General features: G+C 47.6%; 14 protein-coding genes and 1 pseudogene. 2 read left to right on the forward strand and 13 right to left on the reverse strand.

From position 1 onward, the window contains the following. Positions 1-141: 141 nt before the first annotated feature. Positions 142-2,913 (reverse strand): DNA polymerase I, encoded by a 2,772-nt coding sequence (gene polA, locus H9626_RS08105; protein WP_191710161.1) that lies wholly within the window; start codon positions 2,911-2,913, stop codon positions 142-144. Between the two features lie 97 nt (positions 2,914-3,010). Here polA and H9626_RS08110 point away from each other — a divergent pair, with 97 nt between their 5' ends. Beyond that, complete coding sequence (locus H9626_RS08110) at positions 3,011-3,985, forward strand: polyprenyl synthetase family protein (RefSeq protein WP_191710162.1); 975 nt, start codon at positions 3,011-3,013, stop codon at positions 3,983-3,985. Positions 3,986-4,165: 180 nt separating this feature from the next. On the opposite strand, the gene deoC is transcribed toward H9626_RS08110, so the two are convergent. From deoC to mnmG, 6 genes are all read right to left on the reverse strand, one after another. Beyond that, the gene (deoC, locus tag H9626_RS08115) at positions 4,166-5,086 is read right to left on the reverse strand and encodes a deoxyribose-phosphate aldolase (RefSeq protein WP_191710163.1); all 921 of its coding nucleotides are present in this window, start codon (positions 5,084-5,086) and stop codon (positions 4,166-4,168) included. 3 nt (positions 5,087-5,089) lie between these two features. After that, positions 5,090-5,413 (reverse strand): nucleotide pyrophosphohydrolase, encoded by a 324-nt coding sequence (locus H9626_RS08120; protein WP_191710164.1) that lies wholly within the window; start codon positions 5,411-5,413, stop codon positions 5,090-5,092. Between the two features lie 2 nt (positions 5,414-5,415). Continuing rightward, positions 5,416-5,868: a D-aminoacyl-tRNA deacylase gene (gene dtd / locus H9626_RS08125; RefSeq protein WP_191710165.1), complete on the reverse strand. Its 453-nt coding sequence runs from the start codon at positions 5,866-5,868 to the stop codon at positions 5,416-5,418. Between the two features lie 98 nt (positions 5,869-5,966). Further along, positions 5,967-7,796: an excinuclease ABC subunit UvrC gene (uvrC, locus tag H9626_RS08130; RefSeq protein ID WP_178257287.1), complete on the reverse strand. Its 1,830-nt coding sequence runs from the start codon at positions 7,794-7,796 to the stop codon at positions 5,967-5,969. A gap of 85 nt (positions 7,797-7,881) precedes the next feature. Then, entirely contained in the window at positions 7,882-8,406 is a 525-nt protein-coding gene (locus H9626_RS08135; RefSeq protein WP_178257288.1) for an adenine phosphoribosyltransferase, read from the reverse strand. 56 nt (positions 8,407-8,462) lie between these two features. Beyond that, positions 8,463-10,334, reverse strand: coding sequence for a tRNA uridine-5-carboxymethylaminomethyl(34) synthesis enzyme MnmG (gene mnmG, locus H9626_RS08140; protein WP_178257289.1), 1,872 nt, complete (start codon positions 10,332-10,334; stop codon positions 8,463-8,465). Between the two features lie 405 nt (positions 10,335-10,739). Between mnmG and H9626_RS08145 the strand changes: the two genes are divergently transcribed. Beyond that, positions 10,740-10,922 (forward strand): hypothetical protein, encoded by a 183-nt coding sequence (locus H9626_RS08145; protein ID WP_178257290.1) that lies wholly within the window; start codon positions 10,740-10,742, stop codon positions 10,920-10,922. 105 nt (positions 10,923-11,027) lie between these two features. Here the strand turns inward: H9626_RS08145 and H9626_RS08150 are convergent, their stop codons facing one another. From H9626_RS08150 to H9626_RS08175, 6 genes and pseudogenes are all read right to left on the reverse strand, one after another. Then, positions 11,028-13,772, reverse strand: coding sequence for a hybrid sensor histidine kinase/response regulator transcription factor (locus H9626_RS08150; RefSeq protein WP_191710166.1), 2,745 nt, complete (start codon positions 13,770-13,772; stop codon positions 11,028-11,030). Between the two features lie 257 nt (positions 13,773-14,029). After that, entirely contained in the window at positions 14,030-14,911 is an 882-nt protein-coding gene (locus tag H9626_RS08155; protein WP_191710167.1) for a carbohydrate kinase family protein, read from the reverse strand. Positions 14,912-14,954: 43 nt separating this feature from the next. Then, positions 14,955-15,590, reverse strand: a pseudogene (locus tag H9626_RS08160) (MFS transporter); the annotation flags it as partial. A gap of 223 nt (positions 15,591-15,813) precedes the next feature. Next, positions 15,814-16,827, reverse strand: a complete 1,014-nt coding sequence (locus tag H9626_RS08165; protein ID WP_191710168.1) for a glycoside hydrolase family 53 protein — start codon at positions 16,825-16,827, stop codon at positions 15,814-15,816. Continuing rightward, the gene (locus H9626_RS08170; protein WP_191710169.1) at positions 16,824-19,289 is read right to left on the reverse strand and encodes a glycoside hydrolase family 2 TIM barrel-domain containing protein; all 2,466 of its coding nucleotides are present in this window, start codon (positions 19,287-19,289) and stop codon (positions 16,824-16,826) included. The genes H9626_RS08165 and H9626_RS08170 overlap by 4 nt, the downstream gene beginning before the upstream one ends. A gap of 229 nt (positions 19,290-19,518) precedes the next feature. Further along, positions 19,519-20,616 carry a glycoside hydrolase family 53 protein gene (locus H9626_RS08175; protein ID WP_191710170.1) on the reverse strand — a complete coding sequence of 366 codons (1,098 nt, stop codon included), beginning with the start codon at positions 20,614-20,616 and terminating at the stop codon, positions 19,519-19,521. Positions 20,617-20,621: the final 5 nt, after the last annotated feature.

Here is a 20,621-nt window from a genome sequence, read left to right on the forward strand (position 1 = left end):
TTAAGGTTTTACTTTCTTTTTGATTATCTTTACGCTGCAAATGTAGTAAAATACTTGATAATACACCTAATTTTTGCCTGAAAAAATGCAATAAATTAGCAAAGTGTTACCATTTAAAGATATGTTAACAGTTTGAACCGTTTAATGTGCTTCCAACCAATTTTTACCCCAACCGCAGTCTGCTTGCAAGGGAGCTTTCATTTTGTAAGCACTTTCCATTTCGCTTATCACGATTTGCTCTACTTTCTCTCGTTCTGAGGGCACTACGCTAAAGTTTAATTCGTCATGTACCTGAAGAATCATCTTCGATTGCAGACCTTCTTCCTTGAAGCGGCGGTAGATGCGTATCATGGCTACTTTGATGATGTCGGCAGCGCTTCCCTGTATCGGAGCGTTGATGGCATTTCGTTCGGCATACCCGCGAACCACTGCATTGTGTGAGTTGATATCGGGCAGGTAGCGTCTGCGCTTGAATATGGTTTCGATGTATCCTTTCTCGCGTGCCGAGCGAATGCTTTCATCCATGTATTCTTTTACGTGCGGGTAATTCTGGAAATATCCGTCGATTAGTTCTTTCGCTTCTTTGCGGTCGACGTTCAAGCGTTCCGCCAGTCCGAATACCGAAATGCCGTAAATGATACCGAAATTAGCCGTTTTCGCCTTGCTTCGTTGCTCGCGTGTTACTTGGCTCAGGTCTATCTTATAGATTTTGGCAGCCGTGGCAGCATGGATGTCTTGCCCTTTTTGGAAGGCTTCTATCATGTGGGGGTCGCCGCTCAGGTGAGCCATGATGCGCAACTCGATTTGTGAATAGTCGGCAGAGAAGAACTCACACCCGTCGTCGGGTATGAACGCTTTGCGTATTTCTTTTCCGTCTTCGTTACGGATGGGGATGTTTTGCAGGTTGGGGTTGCTGGAGCTCAAACGCCCGGTAGCCGTAACGGTTTGGTTAAACGACGTATGGATGCGCCCCGTATGCGGATTTATCAGTTGGGGCAGGGCGTCGATGTACGTACCTAACAGCTTTTTCAGTCCGCGGTGTTCCAATATCTTTCCTACTATCTCGTGTTTGCCCCGCAGACTTTCCAACACTTCTTCCGAAGTTACATATTGTCCGGTTTTGGTTTTCTTCGCCTTGTCTACTATTTTCAAGCGGTCGAACAGCACTTCGCCGACTTGTTTGGGTGAGGCGATATTGAATTCCACTCCTGCCAGTTGGTGAACCTCTGCTTCGATTTGGTTCATGCGCGCCGTGAAATGTTTCGATGTCTCTTTCAGGGCATCGGTATCTATGCGCACGCCGTTTCGTTCCATGTAGGCAAGTACCGGGACGAGCGGCATTTCTATCTCCTCAAACAGCGGCTTGGCATTGCTTGTTTCAAGTTCCTTTTCCAAAACGTGTTTCAGCTTCAGCGTTACGTCAGCATCTTCGCAGGCATACTTATATACATCCGATGGCGGAAGGTCGCGCATGTTTTTCTGATTCTTTCCTTTGGCTCCTATCAGTTCTTCTATCTTGATGGTTTCATATTTCAGATAGATTTCGGCAAGGTAATCCATTCCGTGCCGAAGCTCAGGTTGAAGAATGTAGTGGGCAATCATCGTGTCGAACATCGGACCTCCGATTTCTACGCCGTAGTTGGAAAGTACAAGCATATCGTACTTGATGTTTTGTCCCACCTTTAAAGTTTTTGGGTTCTCAAACACGGGCTTGAAAAGATTAACAATTTTTTGCGCTTCCTCACGTTCAGCCGGCACCGGTACGTAAAAAGCCTGATTTTCGGCGTAAGCGAAGCTCATTCCTACGAGTTCGGCGGTAATCGGGTCAGTTCCCGTAGTCTCCGTATCCAGACTGAAAATTTCTTTTGTAAGTATCTTTTGTAATAATTCTTGTCTTTTTTCTTCTGTATCAATTAGTTGATAGTCGTAAGACAGGTCTTCTAAGCGCGTGAGATTTGAATTTTTAATTTCATCTGTATTCTCGTCCGCAAAAAATCCAAAGAGATCGGCTTGTGGAGCGGCAGGGGTAGGGGTGGTTTTCTTCTCGTTTTTAAATACCCGCTCCATCAGCGTGCGAAACTCCATTTCCTCGAAAATTTTCCGCAAGGCTTCTTCGTTCGGAGTTTCGCGCTTCAGCGCATCCATATCGAGCGCAATGGGAACATCGGTTTTAATTGTGGCAAGAAATTTCGAAAATTCGATTTGCTCGCGGTTGGTCTCAACCTTTGTTTTGATAGAGCCTTTCAGTTGGTCGGTATTGGCAAGCAGGTTTTCGATGCTGCCGAATTGGGCGATGAGTTTCTGAGCTGTCTTTTCGCCCACGCCCGGACAACCCGGAATGTTGTCGGAAGCATCGCCCATCAGTCCCAGCATGTCGATGACTTGGGTAGGCGACTGGATGTTGAATTTCGCCTTTACTTCCTCCACCCCCATCACGTCGAACTCTTTGTCACCGTATTTCGGGCGATACATAAATACATATTCACCCACTAACTGTCCGTAATCCTTGTCGGGAGTCATCATATACGTGCGGATGCCCCGCTTGCCCGCTTCGGTAGCCAGCGTACCGATTACATCGTCTGCCTCATATCCCGGTACTTCTAAGATAGGTATGTTATAAGCGCGGATAATATCTTTTATAATCGGAACCGAAAGCCGGATTACTTCAGGAGTTTCTTCCCGCTGAGCCTTGTATTGCTCAAAGGCTTCATGGCGGAAGGTCGGTCCGGCAGGGTCGAAGGCTATCCCGATGTGTGTGGGGTTCTCCTTTTTGAGCACATCTTCCAGCGTATTGACAAAGCCAAGCACGGCAGAAGTATTGAAACCCTTTGAGTTAATGCGCGGGTTTTTGATAAGGGCGTAGTAAGCACGATAAATCAGTGCGTAAGCGTCGAGTAGAAATAGTTTATCCATTTCGTTATAAAAATCTTAGGTTTTTAAGGCATAAAAGTACAAAAAAATACGCTATTAGCTGTTTTATTATTACTTTTGTGCGATAATTAAATGCTGCATGGATAAACTGGAACTAATTAAATTACCGATAGAAAAAGAACTGGGCGAATTTAAAACGCTTTTTGAGATGTCGCTGCGCAGTGACAATCCGCTGTTGGGCGAAGTATTGGGATACATCAGGAAGCGTAACGGAAAGATGATGCGCCCCATTCTGGTGTTGCTGATGGCCAAGCTTTTTGGTGAAGTGGCGGATGCTACTTTACATGCTGCCCTATCGTTGGAGTTGCTTCACACAGCCAGTTTAGTTCACGACGATGTGGTGGATGAGAGTGACGAGCGGCGCGGACAGTCATCGGTAAACGCACTTTATAACAACAAAATATCGGTTCTGGTAGGCGATTACATGCTTGCCACCAGCTTGAAACATGCAGCGCATACGGGTATCTTGGAATTGGTGGAACTGGTGGCACGTTTGGGACAAGACCTTTCGGAAGGGGAGATTATCCAGCTGGAAAACACCTCCAATCAGAATTTCTCGGAAGAAGTTTACTTCAACGTTATCCGTAAAAAAACAGCGGCTCTGTTTACGGCAAGTGCCGAAAGCGGTGCGGTTTCGGTACACGCGGGAAAGACGGAAGAACGGAATGCGGCATTATTTGGCGAGATGATAGGCATTGCGTTTCAGATTAAAGACGATATTTTCGATTATTATACTTGCCCGGAACTGGGCAAACCTACCGGCAATGACATGCTGGAAGGCAAACTGACATTGCCTGCCCTTTATGTGTTGAACAAGACGAACGATGAATCGCTCCGCGCATTGGCACTCCGGATTCGTTCGATGGAAGCCTCTAAGGAAGAAATCGCCTCGTTTGTTGAACTGATAAAGCAGGAGGGAGGTATCGCTTATGCCGAAAGTGTGATGCGTTCGTATCGCGACAAGGCATTAGACCTGCTCCCGGAATCTGCCGAGCCTTCCATTCGCGAAGCACTTACCGCGTATATCGACTACGTGATAGAGCGTGAAAAATAAGCGGAATAAAATTCGTTATCTTCACTATACGGCCCGATGAACCCCTGATTTCATCGGGCTTTTTTTTATGCGTATAGAGCCGGAAAACGCTACCGTTAGTGTTACTCATCCCATGCGGTAGCGTTACTCTGTTCTACCCGAAGCGTTGATGTGTTCTATGGGTAGCGTTTTATCTCACAATCAGAAGAACTTTGTTTCTTCATCCACGATGTCCGACAGCAAGAGATTAGCCAGCCGGCTTGTTCCCAAACGGAAAAACTCGTTGGTCAGCCATTCCTTTCCTAATACTTCTTTTACGATGGTGTAATAGGCGAGGGCATCTTCTACCGTGTTAATGCCTCCGGCGGGCTTAAAACCTACTTTCCGACCGGTTTCGAGGAAGTATTCCTTGATGGCTTGACACATCACGTATGCAGCTTCGGGCGTAGCGGCAGGTTTCTCTTTGCCGGTAGATGTCTTGATGAAATCTGCCCCCGAATACATCGCCAAGATAGAGGCTTTCTTGATGTTTTCGGAACTGCCCAATGCACCTGTTTCGAGGATTACTTTCAGATGCTTGTCGCCGCATACGTCTTTCAGTTCCTCGATTTCATCGCACATTCCTTCGTAATCTCCGCTCAGGAATTTGCCTACCGGGATAACGATGTCGATTTCATCGGCTCCGGCGTGGAGTGCCATTGCGGTTTCGGCAACTTTCACTTCCGTGAAGGTTTGCGACGAGGGGAAACCACCCGAAACGCAGGCTATCTTTACATCGTCCGCCTCCAGCGTGCTGTTTACGATTTCCGCCATGTTGGGGTAGACGCAGATGGCAGCTACGTTTTTCAGGTCGGGATATTTGTCTACAAATTCATTAACCTTTTCGGTGAAACGCATCACGCTTTCCTCGCTGTCGGTACATTTCAGCGTGGTCAAATCAATGCAGTTGAAAAGGAATTTCTTTACCTCCTTCGTATTGTTTTCTTGCATGTATTTGTTGAGAAGATTCGCCGTTTTCGCAGCGATTTCATCGTCATGGAGTGCCGTATTGTATTTGCTGAGCGCAAGTTCATACTTGTTGGCTTGCCCGAGGTTTTCGCGGTCTTCTTCGTAATATTCCATATCTTATTTCAGTTTAGGGTTGTTTTTATGTCTTTCCTTGTCTCGTGAGGTTTTCTTTTCCAAATTTTTCCGGAAGGCTTCGGTCAGGTTGACCCCCGTCTGGTTTGCCAAGCACAGAAGTACCCAAAGTACATCCGCCATTTCATCGCCGAGGTCGTGTTTCTCGCCCTCCTTAAACGACTGGTCGCCATAGGTGCGCGCCATAATCCGCGCCAGTTCTCCTACCTCTTCAGTAAGGACTGCCATGTTGGTCAGCTCGCTGAAATACCGTACGCCGTATGTCTTTATCCAGTCGTCCACGCTTCGTTGTGCTTCTTCTAACGTCATGATTATTCTTTGTTTTTCGTATCCATGCAGATGGTTACAGGTCCGTTATTCAACAATTCTACTTTCATATCGGCTCCAAACTCTCCGGTTCCTACTTCTTTTCCCAGTCCGATGCTAAGCTCGTTGCAGAAATATTCGTAGAGCGGAACAGCCGTTTGGTGTCCGGCAGCCCGGATATACGACGGTCGATTTCCTTTCTTGGTCGACGCCATCAGTGTAAACTGGCTGATCACCAAAATTTCACCGTTTACATCGGTGACGGAGCGATTCATTACGCCGTTTTCATCGTCGAATATCCGCAGGTTAAGCACCTTCTTGCAGAGCCAGTCGGCGTCTTCGCGTGTGTCTGCTTCTTCAATGCCTACTAATATCATGAGCCCTTCTCGGATGGCTGATTTGCATACTCCGCCGATGGTGACGGAAGCATGGCTTACTCGTTGGATTACTACTCTCATCGTTTTAAATCTTACTTTGACAAATGTACGAAATTAATCGGGATTGCTGAAACGAAGTGTTGAATTTTAGATGTGCTGAGCTTAGCGGTTCTTTCTGTTTACTTTTCGCCGTTTAAGCTCTCTTTAATGTTTCTGGCAGCCACCATTCCCACCGTTTCGGCAATATCTTCAAGGCTTGCTTCTCTGATGCGGGCAACGCTCTTGAACCTTTTCAGCAGTGCGGTTTTCCGTTTCTCGCCCACACCCTTGATGTTATCCAGCGCCGAGGCAATCTGACTTTTGCTCCGCTTGTCGCGATGGAACGTGATGGCAAACCGATGCACTTCGTCTTGTATCCTTTCCAGCAGATGGAAAAGGGGAGTGCCTTGCTTGATTCCGATGCTTACGGGCGGAAAACCAAACAGAATCTCCGAAGTGCGGTGGCGTCCGTCTTTAGCAAGTCCAGCTATTGGAATCTGCAAATGAAGCTCATCTTCGATAACCTGACGTACTACCTCCATTTGTCCCTTTCCACCGTCGGTCAGGATTAAATCAGGCAGTTCGCCCTGCTCCTGCAATACACGTGTGTAACGCCGGCGCACCACTTCCTGCATCGATGCGTAATCGTCCGGCCCTACAACCGTTTTTATGATGTATTTCCGGTAATCTTTTTTGCTGGGTTGTGCTTTCTTGAATACCACACAAGCGGCTACGGCATCCGAACCCTGTATGTTGGAATTATCGAAACATTCGATTCTTACGGGCATTTTATCTATATGTAACTGGTCTTGGATTTCCTTCATCAGACGTACGCTGCGCTGTTCCGGATTCAACTTCTCGGCTTGCTTCAGGCGGTCTACCTTATACTGTTTGACGTTCATAATCGAAAGCTCCAGCAAATGTTTCTTCTCTCCGCGTTGCGGAATGGTAAACGTTACGCCCTGCATTTCCATATCCAGTTCAAAGGGAACGATAATCTCTTTCGACATACTCTTGTAACGTTCTCTCATCTCCACGATGCCTAATTGCAGAAGTTCCTCTTTCGTTTCGTTCATACGCACTTTGTATTCGAAAGTGAAGGCCTGATTGATGCATCCGTTCGTGATATGGAGGTAATTGATATAAGCAGCTCCTTCGTCGGTTTCAATAGAAAATACATCAATGTTGTGGAAGAACGAGCTTACTACCTCGCTCTTTGCCCGGTAGCTTTCTATCAGCTCGTATTTCTCTTTGATTTTCTGAGCCTCCTCAAACTTCATTTCCGCCGCCAGTTGCTGCATCTCTTTCATCATGATGTTGCTGATGGCTTGCGTATTTCCCCTTAGTAATTCTCTTGCAGCCGAGATATTTTGCATGTATTCATCGTGCGATTGCAGTCCCACACACGGAGCTTTGCAGTTCTTGATATGATACTCCAAACACACTTTGAATTTGCCGTCGCGAATGTTTTCCGGAGTAAGTGCAAATTTACAGGTACGTAGCGGATACAGTTTCTTGATGAGTAACAGCACTGCCTGCATGGAGGGGATATGGCTATACGGCCCGTAATATGTAGAACCGTCTCGGACGATGCGCCGTGTGCTGAAGATACGGGGAAAGTATTCGTTGGTAACACAAATCGATGGATAACTCTTGTCATCTTTCAGCAGAACGTTATAACGCGGCTTGTATTTCTTGATTAAATTGTTTTCGAGTAGCAGAGCGTCTTCTTCTGTCTTTACTACGATGTAACGTATATCGGCAATCTTGTTTACCAGTATACGTGTTTTGGCGGAATGGTGATCTCTTGAGAAATACGAATAAACACGACGTTTCAGATTCTTTGCCTTTCCTACATAAATAATCGTCCCCTCTTCGTTCAGGTATTGATAGATGCCCGGACTGTCTGGAAGGTTCAGTACGATGCCCCGCAAGTATTCGTTATGGCTGAGTATTTCGTTGTTCTCCATGTGCAGAATATGAAGCACAGATTCCTCAGGCGTATCGGAAAGCAGGCTTACCGGAACAATGGAATCTGTGCTTCTTTGAAATGGTTTATAGTTGTAAGAGGGTAGTGATGTCTACATCGCTGGTGAAAGCTTGTCGTCCGTTTAAGTTCTTCAACTCGACCACGAAGTTGACGTACGACTTCTTCACTCCGAATTTTCCCATCAAACGGCAAGCGGCAGCCATCGTTCCTCCCGTGGCAAGCAGGTCGTCGTGCAACAAAACGATGTCGTTTTCGTTGATGGCATCTTTATGAATCTGTATCGTATCGGTTCCGTATTCTTTGGCGTATGTTTCTTCAAGAACCTCTGCGGGTAATTTGCCCGGCTTACGTGCCATAATAAATCCTGCTCCCAAGCGTGCCGCCAAAGCGCCGCCCAAGATGAATCCTCTTGACTCAATGCCTACCACTTTGGTGATGCCTTTGTCTTTATACATTTCGTATAGTTCGTCAATCATGCCCTGTAAGCACTCTGCATTCTTGAAGAGGGTAGTCACGTCGTAGAACAATATTCCCGGTATGGGGAAATCCGGTATCTCACGTAAGTTTTTCTTTAATGTTTCTTTGTTCATATCCAATAGTTTATAAGTAATCTTTAAATAAATTGTTTCACGTGAAACACGCACCTTTATCTGCCGAGGAGGACGAGTAACACGTTGATGTCGCTGGGAGATACGCCCGGTATGCGGCTGGCTTGTGCCAATGTCTCAGGATCTATCTTAATCAACTTCTGTCGTGCTTCGGTGGAGAGGGATTGCAGGTTGGCGTAATCGAACTTGCCCCGGATGCGGATGGCTTCCAGCCTATGTATCTTGTCGGCTATCATTCGTTCGCGGTCGATGTAGCCTTTGTACTTTATCTGCACTTCGGCTGCTTCGATAACCTCATCTTTCCGCTCCGTTATCCGGTCAAGCTCTTCCTTGAATGCCGAAACGTGAGGGGCTATGTTCTCAATGGTTACCTGTGGACGGCTGAGCAAGTCGATGAGTTTGCAGCCGTGAGCAAGGCGTGCCGTGCCGATGCTTTCCAGTGCGTCGTTGATGCGGTCGGCCTTGATAGAGTAATTTTTCGCGAACTCTACGATACGCTCTACTTCGGCACGCTTTTTACAGAGGAGGTCGTAACGGCTTTGTTTAGCCAAGCCGAGGCGATAAGCGCGTTCGGTCAGCCGCATGTCGGCATCGTCTTGGCGGAGCAGGATGCGATACTCGGCGCGTGAAGTAAACATACGGTAAGGCTCGTCTACACCTTTTGTTACCAAGTCATCGATAAGAACACCGATGTATGCTTCGTCTCGCCCTAATACGAATGGCTCACCGCCGTGGCAGTTCTGATGTGCATTGATACCGGCTATGATTCCCTGACCCCCGGCTTCTTCGTATCCGGTTGTGCCGTTTACTTGTCCGGCAAAGAACAGGTTTTTGATTATCTTCGATTCCAACGTATGTCTTAATTGGGTAGGGTCGAAGTAGTCGTATTCGATGGCATAGCCGGGACGGTAGATAACCAAATCTTTGAAACACGGGATTCGTTTCAGTGCTTCGATTTGGATATCCATCGGCAGCGATGAAGAAAATCCGTTTAAGTAAAGCTCGTTGGTCGTTTCTCCTTCCGGTTCAAGGAACAGTTGGTGTTGCGGCTTGTCGGGGAAGGTTACGATTTTTGTCTCAATACTCGGACAGTAGCGAGGCCCGATGCTTTGTATCTGTCCGTTGAAAAGGGGAGAATCCGCCAGTCCGCTGCGCAGAACTTCGTGTACCTCTTCGTTGGTATAACACGTCCAACACTGAAGTTGCTTGAGTCGGCGCGGCTCGCTGATAAACGAAAAGCTGTGGAAATCATTTTCTCCATCCTGAGTTTCCATCAGGTCGAAACGGACGCTTCGTGCATCGATGCGTACGGGAGTTCCGGTTTTCATGCGTCCGGCAGTTACGCCGTGGCGCGTGATGGATTCGGTCAGATGATAAGAAGCCGGCTCGGCGCAACGTCCGCCCGCCAACATCTTGTGTCCGATGTGCATCAATCCGTTGAGGAAAGTTCCTACCGTAAGGATGATACATTTGGCGCGAAACGTAACTCCCCAACACGTAACCAGTCCTGTCACTTCTCCGTTTTCAACGATAAGTTCTTCCACCGTATCTTGCCAGATGTGCAGGTTGGGAATGTTTTCAAGAATCTCGCGCCACGTCCAGATAAACTTCTGCCGGTCGCATTGTGCGCGCGGACTCCACATAGCCGGTCCTTTCGAGCGGTTTAACATCCGAAACTGAATGGCAGTGCGGTCGGTTACCAAGCCCATGTATCCGCCCAGTGCATCTATTTCGCGAACGATTTGTCCTTTGGCGATACCGCCTACTGCCGGGTTGCAGCTCATTTGCCCGATTTTATTCATATCCATCGTGATGAGACACGTTTTCGAGCCGAGATTGGCAGCCGCAGCCGCAGCTTCGCATCCCGCATGTCCCGCACCGATTACTATTACGTCGTACTTAAAATCCATTGATTTATTTAAATTTATACCGGTTGCAAAAATACAAAAAAAGTGGGAGTATTCGAAAGCGGCCGGTAGTATTGCTGTTGTTTTATATACGGAGAATCTGTGAACGTTTTTGGGTTGCTAATTGTTGAGCACCGGCTTCGAATTGTTTTGAAATCACCTTCATTATGCCCCGGAAAACGCTACCGCAAGCGTCAGTCATCTCATGCGGTAGTGTTGACCGGTTCTACCCATAGGACGGGGCAACGCTTCCCATAGAGTTTTTCACGGTTTTTGCCAAACCATAAAAGGCTTAAAATAAGCTCACTGTAAGTCCGGGTAACTCCGCCCGAAGAAAGTGGTGTTTTCATTTTTTCGCGAAAGGATTTTATTTTTAAATTTGCATCGGTTTTTAGAATTTATGTGCTTATGTATGGCTTGATAATACTGAAGTTGATAATTTATGTGATAGTGTGTACACTCTTCTATATCGGACTTACCTTGCTCTTGCGGTGGCTCGGAGTGCACGAAGGGGTGATTATTGTTATCGCCACACTGCTTACGGGATGTTTAGGAGGATATGTAGGATTTGTCCTGAAAAGGAAGAAATAACCGTGTACTCCTTATACATTAAAGTATAAAACAGAGGCGGGACATTCTACACAAGCAGATGTGTATAAATGTCCCGCCTCTGCGATTTGGTAAGAGTCAGAACGGTTATTCTCCTTTCTTCCGCCGCAGGAAATCGGTCGGGCTTTCTCCGAAGTAATCTTTATAGCAACGGGTAAAGTAAGAAGGGGAGGTGAACCCCACCTCGTATGTAATTTCGGAAATTGTTTTTTCGGTAGAAGCCAACAGTGCAGCCGCTTTTTTCAGGCGGGCAATGCGGAGCAGTTCGTTGGGCGAATATCCGGTGAGCACTTTGGTTTTACGATAAAGTTGCGTGCGGCTCAATCCGATTTGTTCCCCCAAATCCTCCACGCTTACGCTGGCATTCGCCATGTTGGTTTCTATCAGCCGGCGCAGCTTTTCCACAAACCCTTTGTCTGTTTCGTTGAGCGGCGTTTTTTGGGTAGGAGAGGTTTGGTCGCCGAAAAAGGTTTGCAAGCGGTGACGGTTCTCTATCAGGTTGCGCAGCCTGACTTTGAGCATTTGGGCGCTGAATGGTTTGGTGATATACGAATCCGCCCCGCATTCGTATCCTTGTATCTTTTGTTCGTCCATTGCGTAAGCGGTCAGCATCATTATCGGGATATGCGACGTTTGAATCTCACTTTTCAGTCTCCGGCAACATTCCATACCGTCCATGATGGGCATCATCACATCGCAGATGATTGCATCGGGCACGTACTTCATTGCCTGTTTTATTCCCTCCTGTCCGTCTGCCGCTTCGATAACCGTATATTGTGTTTGTAGCAGCAACTTCACGTAATTACGCACGTCTTGATTATCGTCTATCACCAATATAGTCTCTTTGTTTCCAGACATTACGGTCTCGGTATTTCTCCGTATGGTTTCAAGGTCGGCATCCAATACTGCACCCTCTTTCAGGTTGGTTAAAACGGCGTTTCTTTCCAGTCCTTCGGCGAGAGTTCCGGCTTGCTTCATGGGAATTTCGATGGTAAATGCCGTACCTTTTTTTTCGCCGCTTTCTACTTGGATATGTCCGTGGTGCATTTCTACAAATGCTTTCACCAATGCCAGTCCGATTCCTGAGCCGGCATGATGAACGTCTATCTGATAAAAACGCTCAAAGATGTGTTGTACATGCTCTGCCGACATGCCTATGCCCGAATCGGTAACTTGCAGGCGAAGCCAGTCGTTCCCCTCATGGGAAAACTGCGATAAGGCCACACTGATGTGTCCGTTTTCGGGTGTAAACTTAAAGGCGTTAGAAAGTAGGTTGTACGTAATGCGTTCCAGCTTTTCCGCATCGGCTATCATTTGATAATCCTTTGGGGAGTTATCGGTCGTTACCTCGAAGTGTATATGTTTGCGGTACGATAAAGTGCGAAATGCCTCAGTCCATTCTTTCATCTCTTTGTCAATATTAAATTCAGAAAGATGGAGGCTTAATTTGCCGTTTTCAAACTTGCGGAAGTCGAGTATCTGGTTTATTAAACGGAGAAGCACGGTTACGTTTTTGCGTACGATGTTTAACAAAGCACGTTCATGCTCGTTTAAGTTCGTGCTTGATTCCAGCTGACTGACAGGGTCGGCTATCAATGTGAGCGGCGTACGGAAATCGTGTGACACGTTGGTGAAAAAAGCCAATTTTGCATGTGTGGCTTCTTCTAACTGGTGAGACAAACTGATAAGCTGGTCACGCTGTTCTTCTAATTGCGATTTCTGTTTCGACAGCTCTGCATTCATCCGGTTCTTGGTCCAAAAGGCCTTTGTCATTAATACCAGCAATGCACCCACCAATACTAAAATAATAATGCAAGCATAAAGAAACATCCGTTGGGCAGAGTATCGAAGGAAGTAAGCATCCAACTGGTTGTCTAATATTTCTATCTTTTGGTCTAATTGGAGGATATGCTCGGTTTGCATCTGCATGATGCGTGCGTTCGAACGGTTGACCAGCGCCGTGGATAAATTAGTGTCGCGCACATACGGTTTTCCTTGCAAGATAGCCATTGCCACCTGTATTACACGGTCGCCTCCCGTGGGGTAAATAAATGTAGCATCCAGTTCTCCTGCCGCCACGCGGTCTACCCCGTAACCTTCGCTCCACACAGCATCAATACCTACGAAAGCAATGTCTTTGGTTTTTCCCTGACGGGCAGCAGACCGGTAAGCCCCGATAGCCATACGGTCGTTTTGTGCAAATATCAAGTCGATTTGCTTGTGTTGGGGAAGAATGCTGTCAACCGCTTTTTCGGCATCTTGCTGAAACCATTTTGCATCTGCCGTGGCTATAATCTTAATGTCGGGTGTTTCGGCGAGCGATTCCATCATGCCGCGATGCCGTTCTACGGCAGGAGTCGAACCTTTTAGTCCGGTAATTTCTACAATTTGCCCTTTCCCTCTTAGTCGGTTTGCAATGTATGTTCCTACCCGTTTGCCGATTTCATAATTATCAGCTCCAACATAAGCGGTATATTTTTCGGAATGTATTTTCCGGTCTACCAGCACGACAGGGATACCGGCATCAAACACCTCTTCGATTATCGGCGCAATGGCATCCGCTTCATTGGGAGCTACCACCAGCAAGTCTACACCTTCACGGATGAACTCTTTAATATCTTCAATTTGTTTCCGGTTATCATCTTTTGCAGTTTTGATTTTTACCTCTGCTTGCGGATAAAATAAGGCTTCGCGGGTAATTTCCTTATTCATCTGTGTGCGCCATTCGTCTTCACTGCATTGAGACACCCCGATTAAATAATGTTCATCTTTCTGCGAGCAGGAAGAACACAGAAAGAGAAAAGTAAAACATAATGCGAAAAATTGTTTCATGGTATTTCGGTTTGTAAGGGTACAAATATATTAATATTTGTCAGAATGAGAGATATAAAATGGATGTAATTGCCCAAATAAATGCCGGAATGTAGGTAACATTTTCTGTGGAGACGGTTAGGTGATTCTATCCATACGATGAGCTGCTTACGGGCTGAAGCGATACCTTCCATCGGGGAGCGTTGGAAAAAGAAAAAACGGGTTGAACCTTATGTGTCCGGAAAGGCTCAACCCGATGAAAATAACTTTATTGACGCTTATTTTTGTGTCAGGTAGTCGGGCAGGAGAGGCATTGCTCCATTCTGCGTACAAACAAATGCCGAAACTTCTACCGCCAGCCGGTGTGCTTCGTCTACGGATTTCCCTTTCAGAATGGATGAAACGAAAGCAGCGGTAAACGAGTCGCCTGCACCCACAGTGTCGGCAACTTCTACTTTCGGCGTCTCGACGAATGAAATGTTTCCCGGCGTAAACACATAGCTTCCGTTTACTCCGCAGGTAAGAATCAACATCTTCAGGTTATATTTAGCAATCAGAATCCAACATTTGTCTTGCAAGTCGATGCCCGGATAACCGAACATGCGGCTTACGGTAACTAACTCTTCATCGTTAATCTTTAAGATGTTGCACTTCTGCATTGAGTTGCAGAGGATGTCTTTTGTGTAAAACCCCTGACGCAGGTTGATGTCGAATATCTTGTACTGTCCTTCGCCTTCGGGCATCGTGTCGAGGAAACGGTTGATTGTTTCGCGCGACACCACGCTGCGTTGCGCCAACGAGCCAAAACATACCGCCCGCGTTTGTTTGGCCAGCCCTTCCAGTGCCGGAGTAAACGGAATATTGTCCCATGCCACTCCCTCTTTAATGTCGTAACAAGGAACTCCCTCAGCGTCCAGCTCCACCTGTACCGTTCCTGTGGGATAAGGTACTGTCTCAATCATGCAATTCAGCTTTTTTTCACGGAAATTCTCTAAGATTTCCATGCCTAACTTGTCTTCGCCTACGGCGCTGACCACGCGGCTCTCTAATCCGAACTGTGAAACATGATACGCAAAATTAGCAGGTGCTCCGCCTATTTTCTTACCTTCGGGAAGCACGTCCCATAGTGCTTCTCCCATGCCTACTACAATATGATTCATAATATCTCCTGTTGTAAATGATGTGTTTGATAATATGCTGTGATTACTTTTTGATTTTAAAGGTATAAAAAAACAAATAAATAACTCCGATGGTCATAACGGCAACTGCTCCGTCTTGTCCGATGGCGTCGCTTGCAAACCCCATCAGCAGCGGGAATACCGTTCCGCCGAAAAGTCCCATAATCATCAGTCCCGAAACCTCGTTCTTCTTGTCGGGCTGAGCAAACAAAGCCTGCGAGAATACGATGGAAAACACGTTTGAGTTTCCAAATCCGATTAGTGCGATGCAGATATAAATAGCAGTCAGCGAATGAAACGTAAACAGTCCTGCCATAGCCAGCAACATACATATTACACTAATCAGGAAGAACACCTTAGCCCGCAATATCCGCAGGATAAACGCTCCCGAAAAACATCCTAACGTACGGAAGATGAAGTAAAGGCTGGTAGCAAACCCGGCTTCCGTCAAGTCCATGCCTACCCTTTCCATCAAGAGTTTAGGAGCAGTGGTGTTTGTTCCCACATCAATGCCCACATGACACATAATACCGAGAAACGAGAGTAAGATGAAAGGTTTGCCCAACAGCCTGAAACAATCGGCAAATCCCGACGCACGGTCGCTCTCTTCTTCCTCGATGGGAGTGGCAGACAGCATCAGTATCGCAAAGATAGCGATTACCCTTGCTGAGTAAATTTCTTTTTGGTTCTCATAGCATTAATATTGTTGCATGAAAATAAATTTTTTGTTTGCTGTAAATGTATGGCTAACATCTTGAATTACTATGTAATAATGTTTCATCCTCTTGCACAAATGTTTCAATGCAACATTTGTGCAAGAGGATGAAACATGAAGTCAAATTTGACTTAGGAAGAATGATGGTGCGGGGTAACTGTGTAATTCCTCAATTCTCCCCAAACGCTTCCATAATCGCCGTAGGATATCCGTCGGCAGTGAAAGCCCCCAGCACGTATGGGGTGGGTTTACATTCGGGTTCCCAGTAAAACACACCTCGGCATTTGCCTTCGGTTTCCGTGCGGGCTTGGCGGATGATGCGGGCGAGCAATGCTTTTCCCTCTTCCGGTTTTGCCGATTCCATTCCCGTCTCAACAATCATGACGGGGCAGTTGTATTTTCTGCTTACCCGGCGAATGTTGTCCATGCAGCGCGTGATTGCTTCATCGGCATCCTTTACATGTTTGTACATGATTGACCAGTAGGGATAGAGCGACATGCCTATCATATCCCACTTGCCACCGTTGGCTTTCAGTCCGTCGAAGATATAGTTGTAAAGGTCGTTGTTGAATCCGTTATCAAGATGGACGATGACCGTGGCGTTCGGGAAGATGTCTTTTACGGCATCGTATCCCGCTGTGGTCAGTGCTGCATATTGGGACATGTTGGTGCTTGCGCGTCCTGCCTCCCAAAGGAAACCGTCGCTGGTTTCATTGCCCACCTGTACCCAACGCGGCTCGATGTTGTTGTTCTTAAGCAATAGCAGAACATCGCGTGTGTGCGTTGCCACAGCTTTCTTCAGATCCTCGAAAGACAGATTCTGCCACTCGCGGGGGATGGTCTGGTGGGCAGGGTCGGCCCATACATCACTGTAATGAAAGTCTACCATCAGCTCCATGCCGTTTTCTTTGACTCGTTTTGCCATCCGGAGCATATCTTCTTTGTTGCTCCATTTGTCTTCCGGGTTTACCCATACGCGCAGACGGATGGCGTTAAGTCCTAATTCTTTCATCAGAGCCGTACATTCACGTTCTTCGCCCTGTGTGTTGTAGAAACGGTGTCCTTCGGCTTCCAGTTGGGTCGTCCAACTGATATCGGCTCCTTTGTAAAAAATCGTATCGGTTTGTCCGTAGGCGGAGAAAAAGCTCCAAAGGGCACACACTATGGATAATAATTTCTTCATGGTTGTTGGTTTAGGGATTTTACATCAATTTGTATGCTACCGCTTTTCAGACCTTTAGCCGAGGCTTTCAGTTCCATCGTACCAGCCTCTTTGGAGGCTTGAAGAATAACCGTCAGCATTCCGTTAAAGGCGTGCATACGCGGCAGGTGGAAGAGATCGAGGCAAGTAGGGTCTCCGTTGGCTGAAGCACGATAGCGCCCCGCTCCTTTTACGTTGAAGTTCACCAAACGCCCGTCAGTAGGACAGAGATTACCATCCTTGTCTACGATGCGAAGCGTTACATAAGCAAGGTCTTTGCCGTCGGCATTCAGCGTATGGTGAGGCGTGGAAAGCTCGATGTGGTGAGGCTTTCCTGCGGTACGGATTACTTTTTCCGCCATTGCTTTCCCATTGCGGTCGTAAGCTATGACTTTTACCTCGCCCGGTTCGTAAACCACATCGTGCCACATCAGGCGATAACGGTTCTCTACCGTCTGGTTGTTCTTGGTCTGTTTGCCATAGCTTTTGCCGTTGACAAACAGCTCGGCAGAGGAATAGTTGGTGTAAACGAATACAGGTACTTTTTCTCCTTCGTGTCCTTCCCAGTTCCAATGGGGGAGAATGTGGAGTGTTTCTTCATTCCGGTTCCACAGACTGCGGTAAAGATAGTACCGGTCTTTAGGAATGGAAGCAAGGTCGATGATGCCGAACATCGAACTGTGGTTAGGCCATGCGTCCGTATCGTAAGGGCTGGGTTCGCCCAAGTAATCGAATCCTGTCCATACGAATTGCCCTAACGTCCAGTTGTAATCGTCGGCAAGAGCGAAATCCATGTCGGGGATGTTCGACCACGAGCAGTATTCCAAGTCGTAGGAAGACGATTGGTGATCGTCGTATTTGGCATCGGCTTTTCGTTGTGCCGGGAATTTGTACACGCCGCGCGAACTGACCGTCGACGAGGTTTCCGAACCTAATACCAGATTTTGCGGCAAGCGTTCGTAGGCTTCAGTATAGCGGTGGGCGCGATAGTTGAATCCCGGAATGTCGAGCATTGCCGCAAACCCGTTGTCGAGTACGCAATCTACTTGGTCCATTCCGCAGGTTACGGGACGTGTCGGGTCTTCTCGATGGCAGATGTCTTGTAAAAATTTTGCTACTTTATATCCTTCAGGGCTGCATTGGGTGGGGACTTCGTTGCCGATGCTCCACATCACCACGCAGGGATGATTCCGGTAATGGCGGAGCATGTTTACCATGTCGCGTTCCGCCCATTCGTTGAAAAAGCGGTGATAACCGTTGTCGCATTTGGCAATGTCCCATTCGTCGAAAGGTTCTATCATCATCATGAAACCCATTTCGTCGCAAAGTGCTACCAGTTCGGGCGCAGGCATGTTATGTGCCGTGCGGATGGCATCGCACCCCATGTCTTTCAGCAGGGTGAGCTGATGGCGTAAAGCCTTGACATTGATGGCAGCTCCTAACGGCCCGAGGTCGTGATGATTGCATACGCCTTGAAATTTGCGCAGTTTCCCGTTCAGGTAAAAACCTTTGTCAGCCACGTACTCGATGGAGCGGATGCCGAAACGGGTAGTGTAGGTATCGGTCAGCTTATCTTCCACGTATACTTTAGTGACGGCACGGTAGAGCGAGGGCGATTCGGGCGACCAAAGTGCGGGGCGTTCCACTACGAAGTTCTGGGTAAACGGTTGCCCGTGGTTTATGAATCCCTTGTTTTCTTTCGTTGCTACGGTTTTGCCTTCGGGAGAAAGGATTTCCGTTACCAAAGTCAGCTCTTCTTGTCCTGAATTTTCAACGGATGTGCGAAGGCAGACAGAGGCATAATCATCCGCCACGTGGGGGGTGGTGATTTGCGTGCCCCATACGGGGATGTGAATTCGATTGGTAGTGATGACATGTACATTGCGGTACAGACCGGCACCCGGATACCAGCGCGATGATTGTGGACGGTTCTCCAGCCGTACAGCCAGCGTATTGTTGCGTCCGTCGGGATTGATGAGGCGGGTTACATTGCAGTAGAATGAGTTATAACCGCAAGGCCAGAAACACGCCTCCTGTCCGTTCACATAAACGCGGGCTTCGCTCATGGCACCATCGAAAACCAGTGTCACTTCTTGGTCGGGCTTTGTGTCGAACGTGGTACGATACCATCCCACACCTACGTAAGGCAGTCCGCCGGTGCGTCCGGTTTTGATGGATGCTTGCGTTTCGAAATTTTGTGTGACTGCCACGTTCTGTAAGTCGTTTTCGCGGCTGAACGGCCCGTAGATTGCCCAATCGTGTGGAACGGTTACCGACTCCCATCGGCTGTCGTCGAATCCCGGAGTTGCGGCATCTGTCACATCGCCTTTGGTAAACCGCCATCCTTCCTCTAAGAGTTGTTCGTTGCGTTGCGCTCGCGTAGAGAGGGATGTTGCGGCAAACGTTGAAAATAGGATGAATATAAAAAGATTCTGGAGTCTCATATCGTTTGATTTTTAAGCTGTTAATAAGGGAAAGAGATTCCGGACCAACACTCGTTTTGAGGCTTGAGAATTTCTACCCATAGAACCGGTGAATCCTATGGGTAGCGTAAGGCAATTCTACCGCATGAGATGCGTAACGCTAACGGTAGCGTTTTTCACCCTCCGGCGGTGGAGTCCGAACGTCTGATTCTGCCACCTCTGAACCGGTGTCTCTTTCCCGTTTACTGAGTCAATCACGGGCAAATGCGTTAAATGAAGCGGTCGGTTTTCCCGTATCGTCGAACATCCCTTTCTGATAGCCGTTCCATCCACCGTAACATTCGGGTTCCCAAGCAAACACTCCTAAACATCCGTCTACTTGTTTGGCTTTGGTTACGAAGTCGGTATAAAAGGCTTCTGCCTGCTCATAGTTCCACGGAACACCTATTTCGCACACCATGACTTGAGTCTGATAGGTATCGATGAGGCTTTGCATGTTTGCGATGCAGGCATCGTTCTGCTCCTGCCATGTCTGTCCGTTCTCATCCACCGGATTCCATTCGGTCAGTCCGTTGCTGTCGTCAGGGTCTTCGCCCGGATAGAGCGACATGCCGATGATGTCCCATTTCGCTCCGTTCTCCTGCAATCCGTTGAATATCCACGTGTAGTGCGTCAACTCGTTGCCTCGGTCTAAGTGAATGATGACTTGCGCATCGGGATAAACGGCTTTGGCTGCATCGTAACCCGCATTGACCAAAGCGGCGAAATTTGCCATGTTGGTGCTTGCCATGCCTTCATCCCATAACATGCCGTTGCTGGTTTCATTGCCTACCTGCACCCATTCAACGTCGATGCCCTGATTCTTGAGTGCGGTCAATACTTCGGTGGTATGTGTGGTTACGGCTTGGCGCAGCTCATCGAACGTGTAATTTTCCCACGCGGCGGGCTTGGTCTGACTTCCGGGGTCTGCCCAAGTGTCGCTGTAATGGAAATCAATCATCAGCCGGTATCCCAAATTGTGTGCCCGCCATGCTTTTGCTATTACGTCGTTCTGATTACACCATCCGTCGGCAGGGTTCACCCATACGCGCAGGCGGATGGCGTTCATGCCGAGTTCGCGGAGCAGAGACATACATTCCCGCTCTTTTCCGTCGGCATCGTAAAATGTGCGTCCTTCGGCTTCCATTTCGGTCAGCCAGCTTACATCGGCACCGCGGGCAAATCCCGTCATATCGTATGTCTCTTCCGGAGCTTCCGGGAATACCGGTTTATCATCGTCGTTGCAGGAAGTGATGGCAACCCCCGCCAAAAGGAGTAAGCCCATCCACCAGTTTTTTATCTTTTTCATGGTTG

Source organism: Phocaeicola faecium (assembly GCF_014837055.1).
Classification (GTDB): Bacteria; Bacteroidota; Bacteroidia; order Bacteroidales; family Bacteroidaceae; genus Phocaeicola; species Phocaeicola gallinarum.

What these genes read in the sequence shown, in the direction of transcription:
- H9626_RS08110 (WP_191710162.1), top strand. Translation starts at nt 3,011, where the DNA reads ATGGATAAACTGGAACTAATTAAATTACCGATAGAAAAAGAACTGGGC.
- uvrC (WP_178257287.1), bottom strand. Translation starts at nt 7,796, where the DNA reads ATGGAGAACAACGAAATACTCAGCCATAACGAATACTTGCGGGGCATC.
- polA (WP_191710161.1), bottom strand. Translation starts at nt 2,913, where the DNA reads ATGGATAAACTATTTCTACTCGACGCTTACGCACTGATTTATCGTGCT.
- H9626_RS08150 (WP_191710166.1), bottom strand. Translation starts at nt 13,772, where the DNA reads ATGAAACAATTTTTCGCATTATGTTTTACTTTTCTCTTTCTGTGTTCT.
- H9626_RS08145 (WP_178257290.1), top strand. Translation starts at nt 10,740, where the DNA reads ATGTATGGCTTGATAATACTGAAGTTGATAATTTATGTGATAGTGTGT.
- H9626_RS08165 (WP_191710168.1), bottom strand. Translation starts at nt 16,827, where the DNA reads ATGAAGAAATTATTATCCATAGTGTGTGCCCTTTGGAGCTTTTTCTCC.
- H9626_RS08135 (WP_178257288.1), bottom strand. Translation starts at nt 8,406, where the DNA reads ATGAACAAAGAAACATTAAAGAAAAACTTACGTGAGATACCGGATTTC.
- H9626_RS08155 (WP_191710167.1), bottom strand. Translation starts at nt 14,911, where the DNA reads ATGAATCATATTGTAGTAGGCATGGGAGAAGCACTATGGGACGTGCTT.
- H9626_RS08170 (WP_191710169.1), bottom strand. Translation starts at nt 19,289, where the DNA reads ATGAGACTCCAGAATCTTTTTATATTCATCCTATTTTCAACGTTTGCC.
- dtd (WP_191710165.1), bottom strand. Translation starts at nt 5,868, where the DNA reads ATGAGAGTAGTAATCCAACGAGTAAGCCATGCTTCCGTCACCATCGGC.
- H9626_RS08175 (WP_191710170.1), bottom strand. Translation starts at nt 20,616, where the DNA reads ATGAAAAAGATAAAAAACTGGTGGATGGGCTTACTCCTTTTGGCGGGG.
- mnmG (WP_178257289.1), bottom strand. Translation starts at nt 10,334, where the DNA reads ATGGATTTTAAGTACGACGTAATAGTAATCGGTGCGGGACATGCGGGA.
- H9626_RS08120 (WP_191710164.1), bottom strand. Translation starts at nt 5,413, where the DNA reads ATGACGTTAGAAGAAGCACAACGAAGCGTGGACGACTGGATAAAGACA.
- deoC (WP_191710163.1), bottom strand. Translation starts at nt 5,086, where the DNA reads ATGGAATATTACGAAGAAGACCGCGAAAACCTCGGGCAAGCCAACAAG.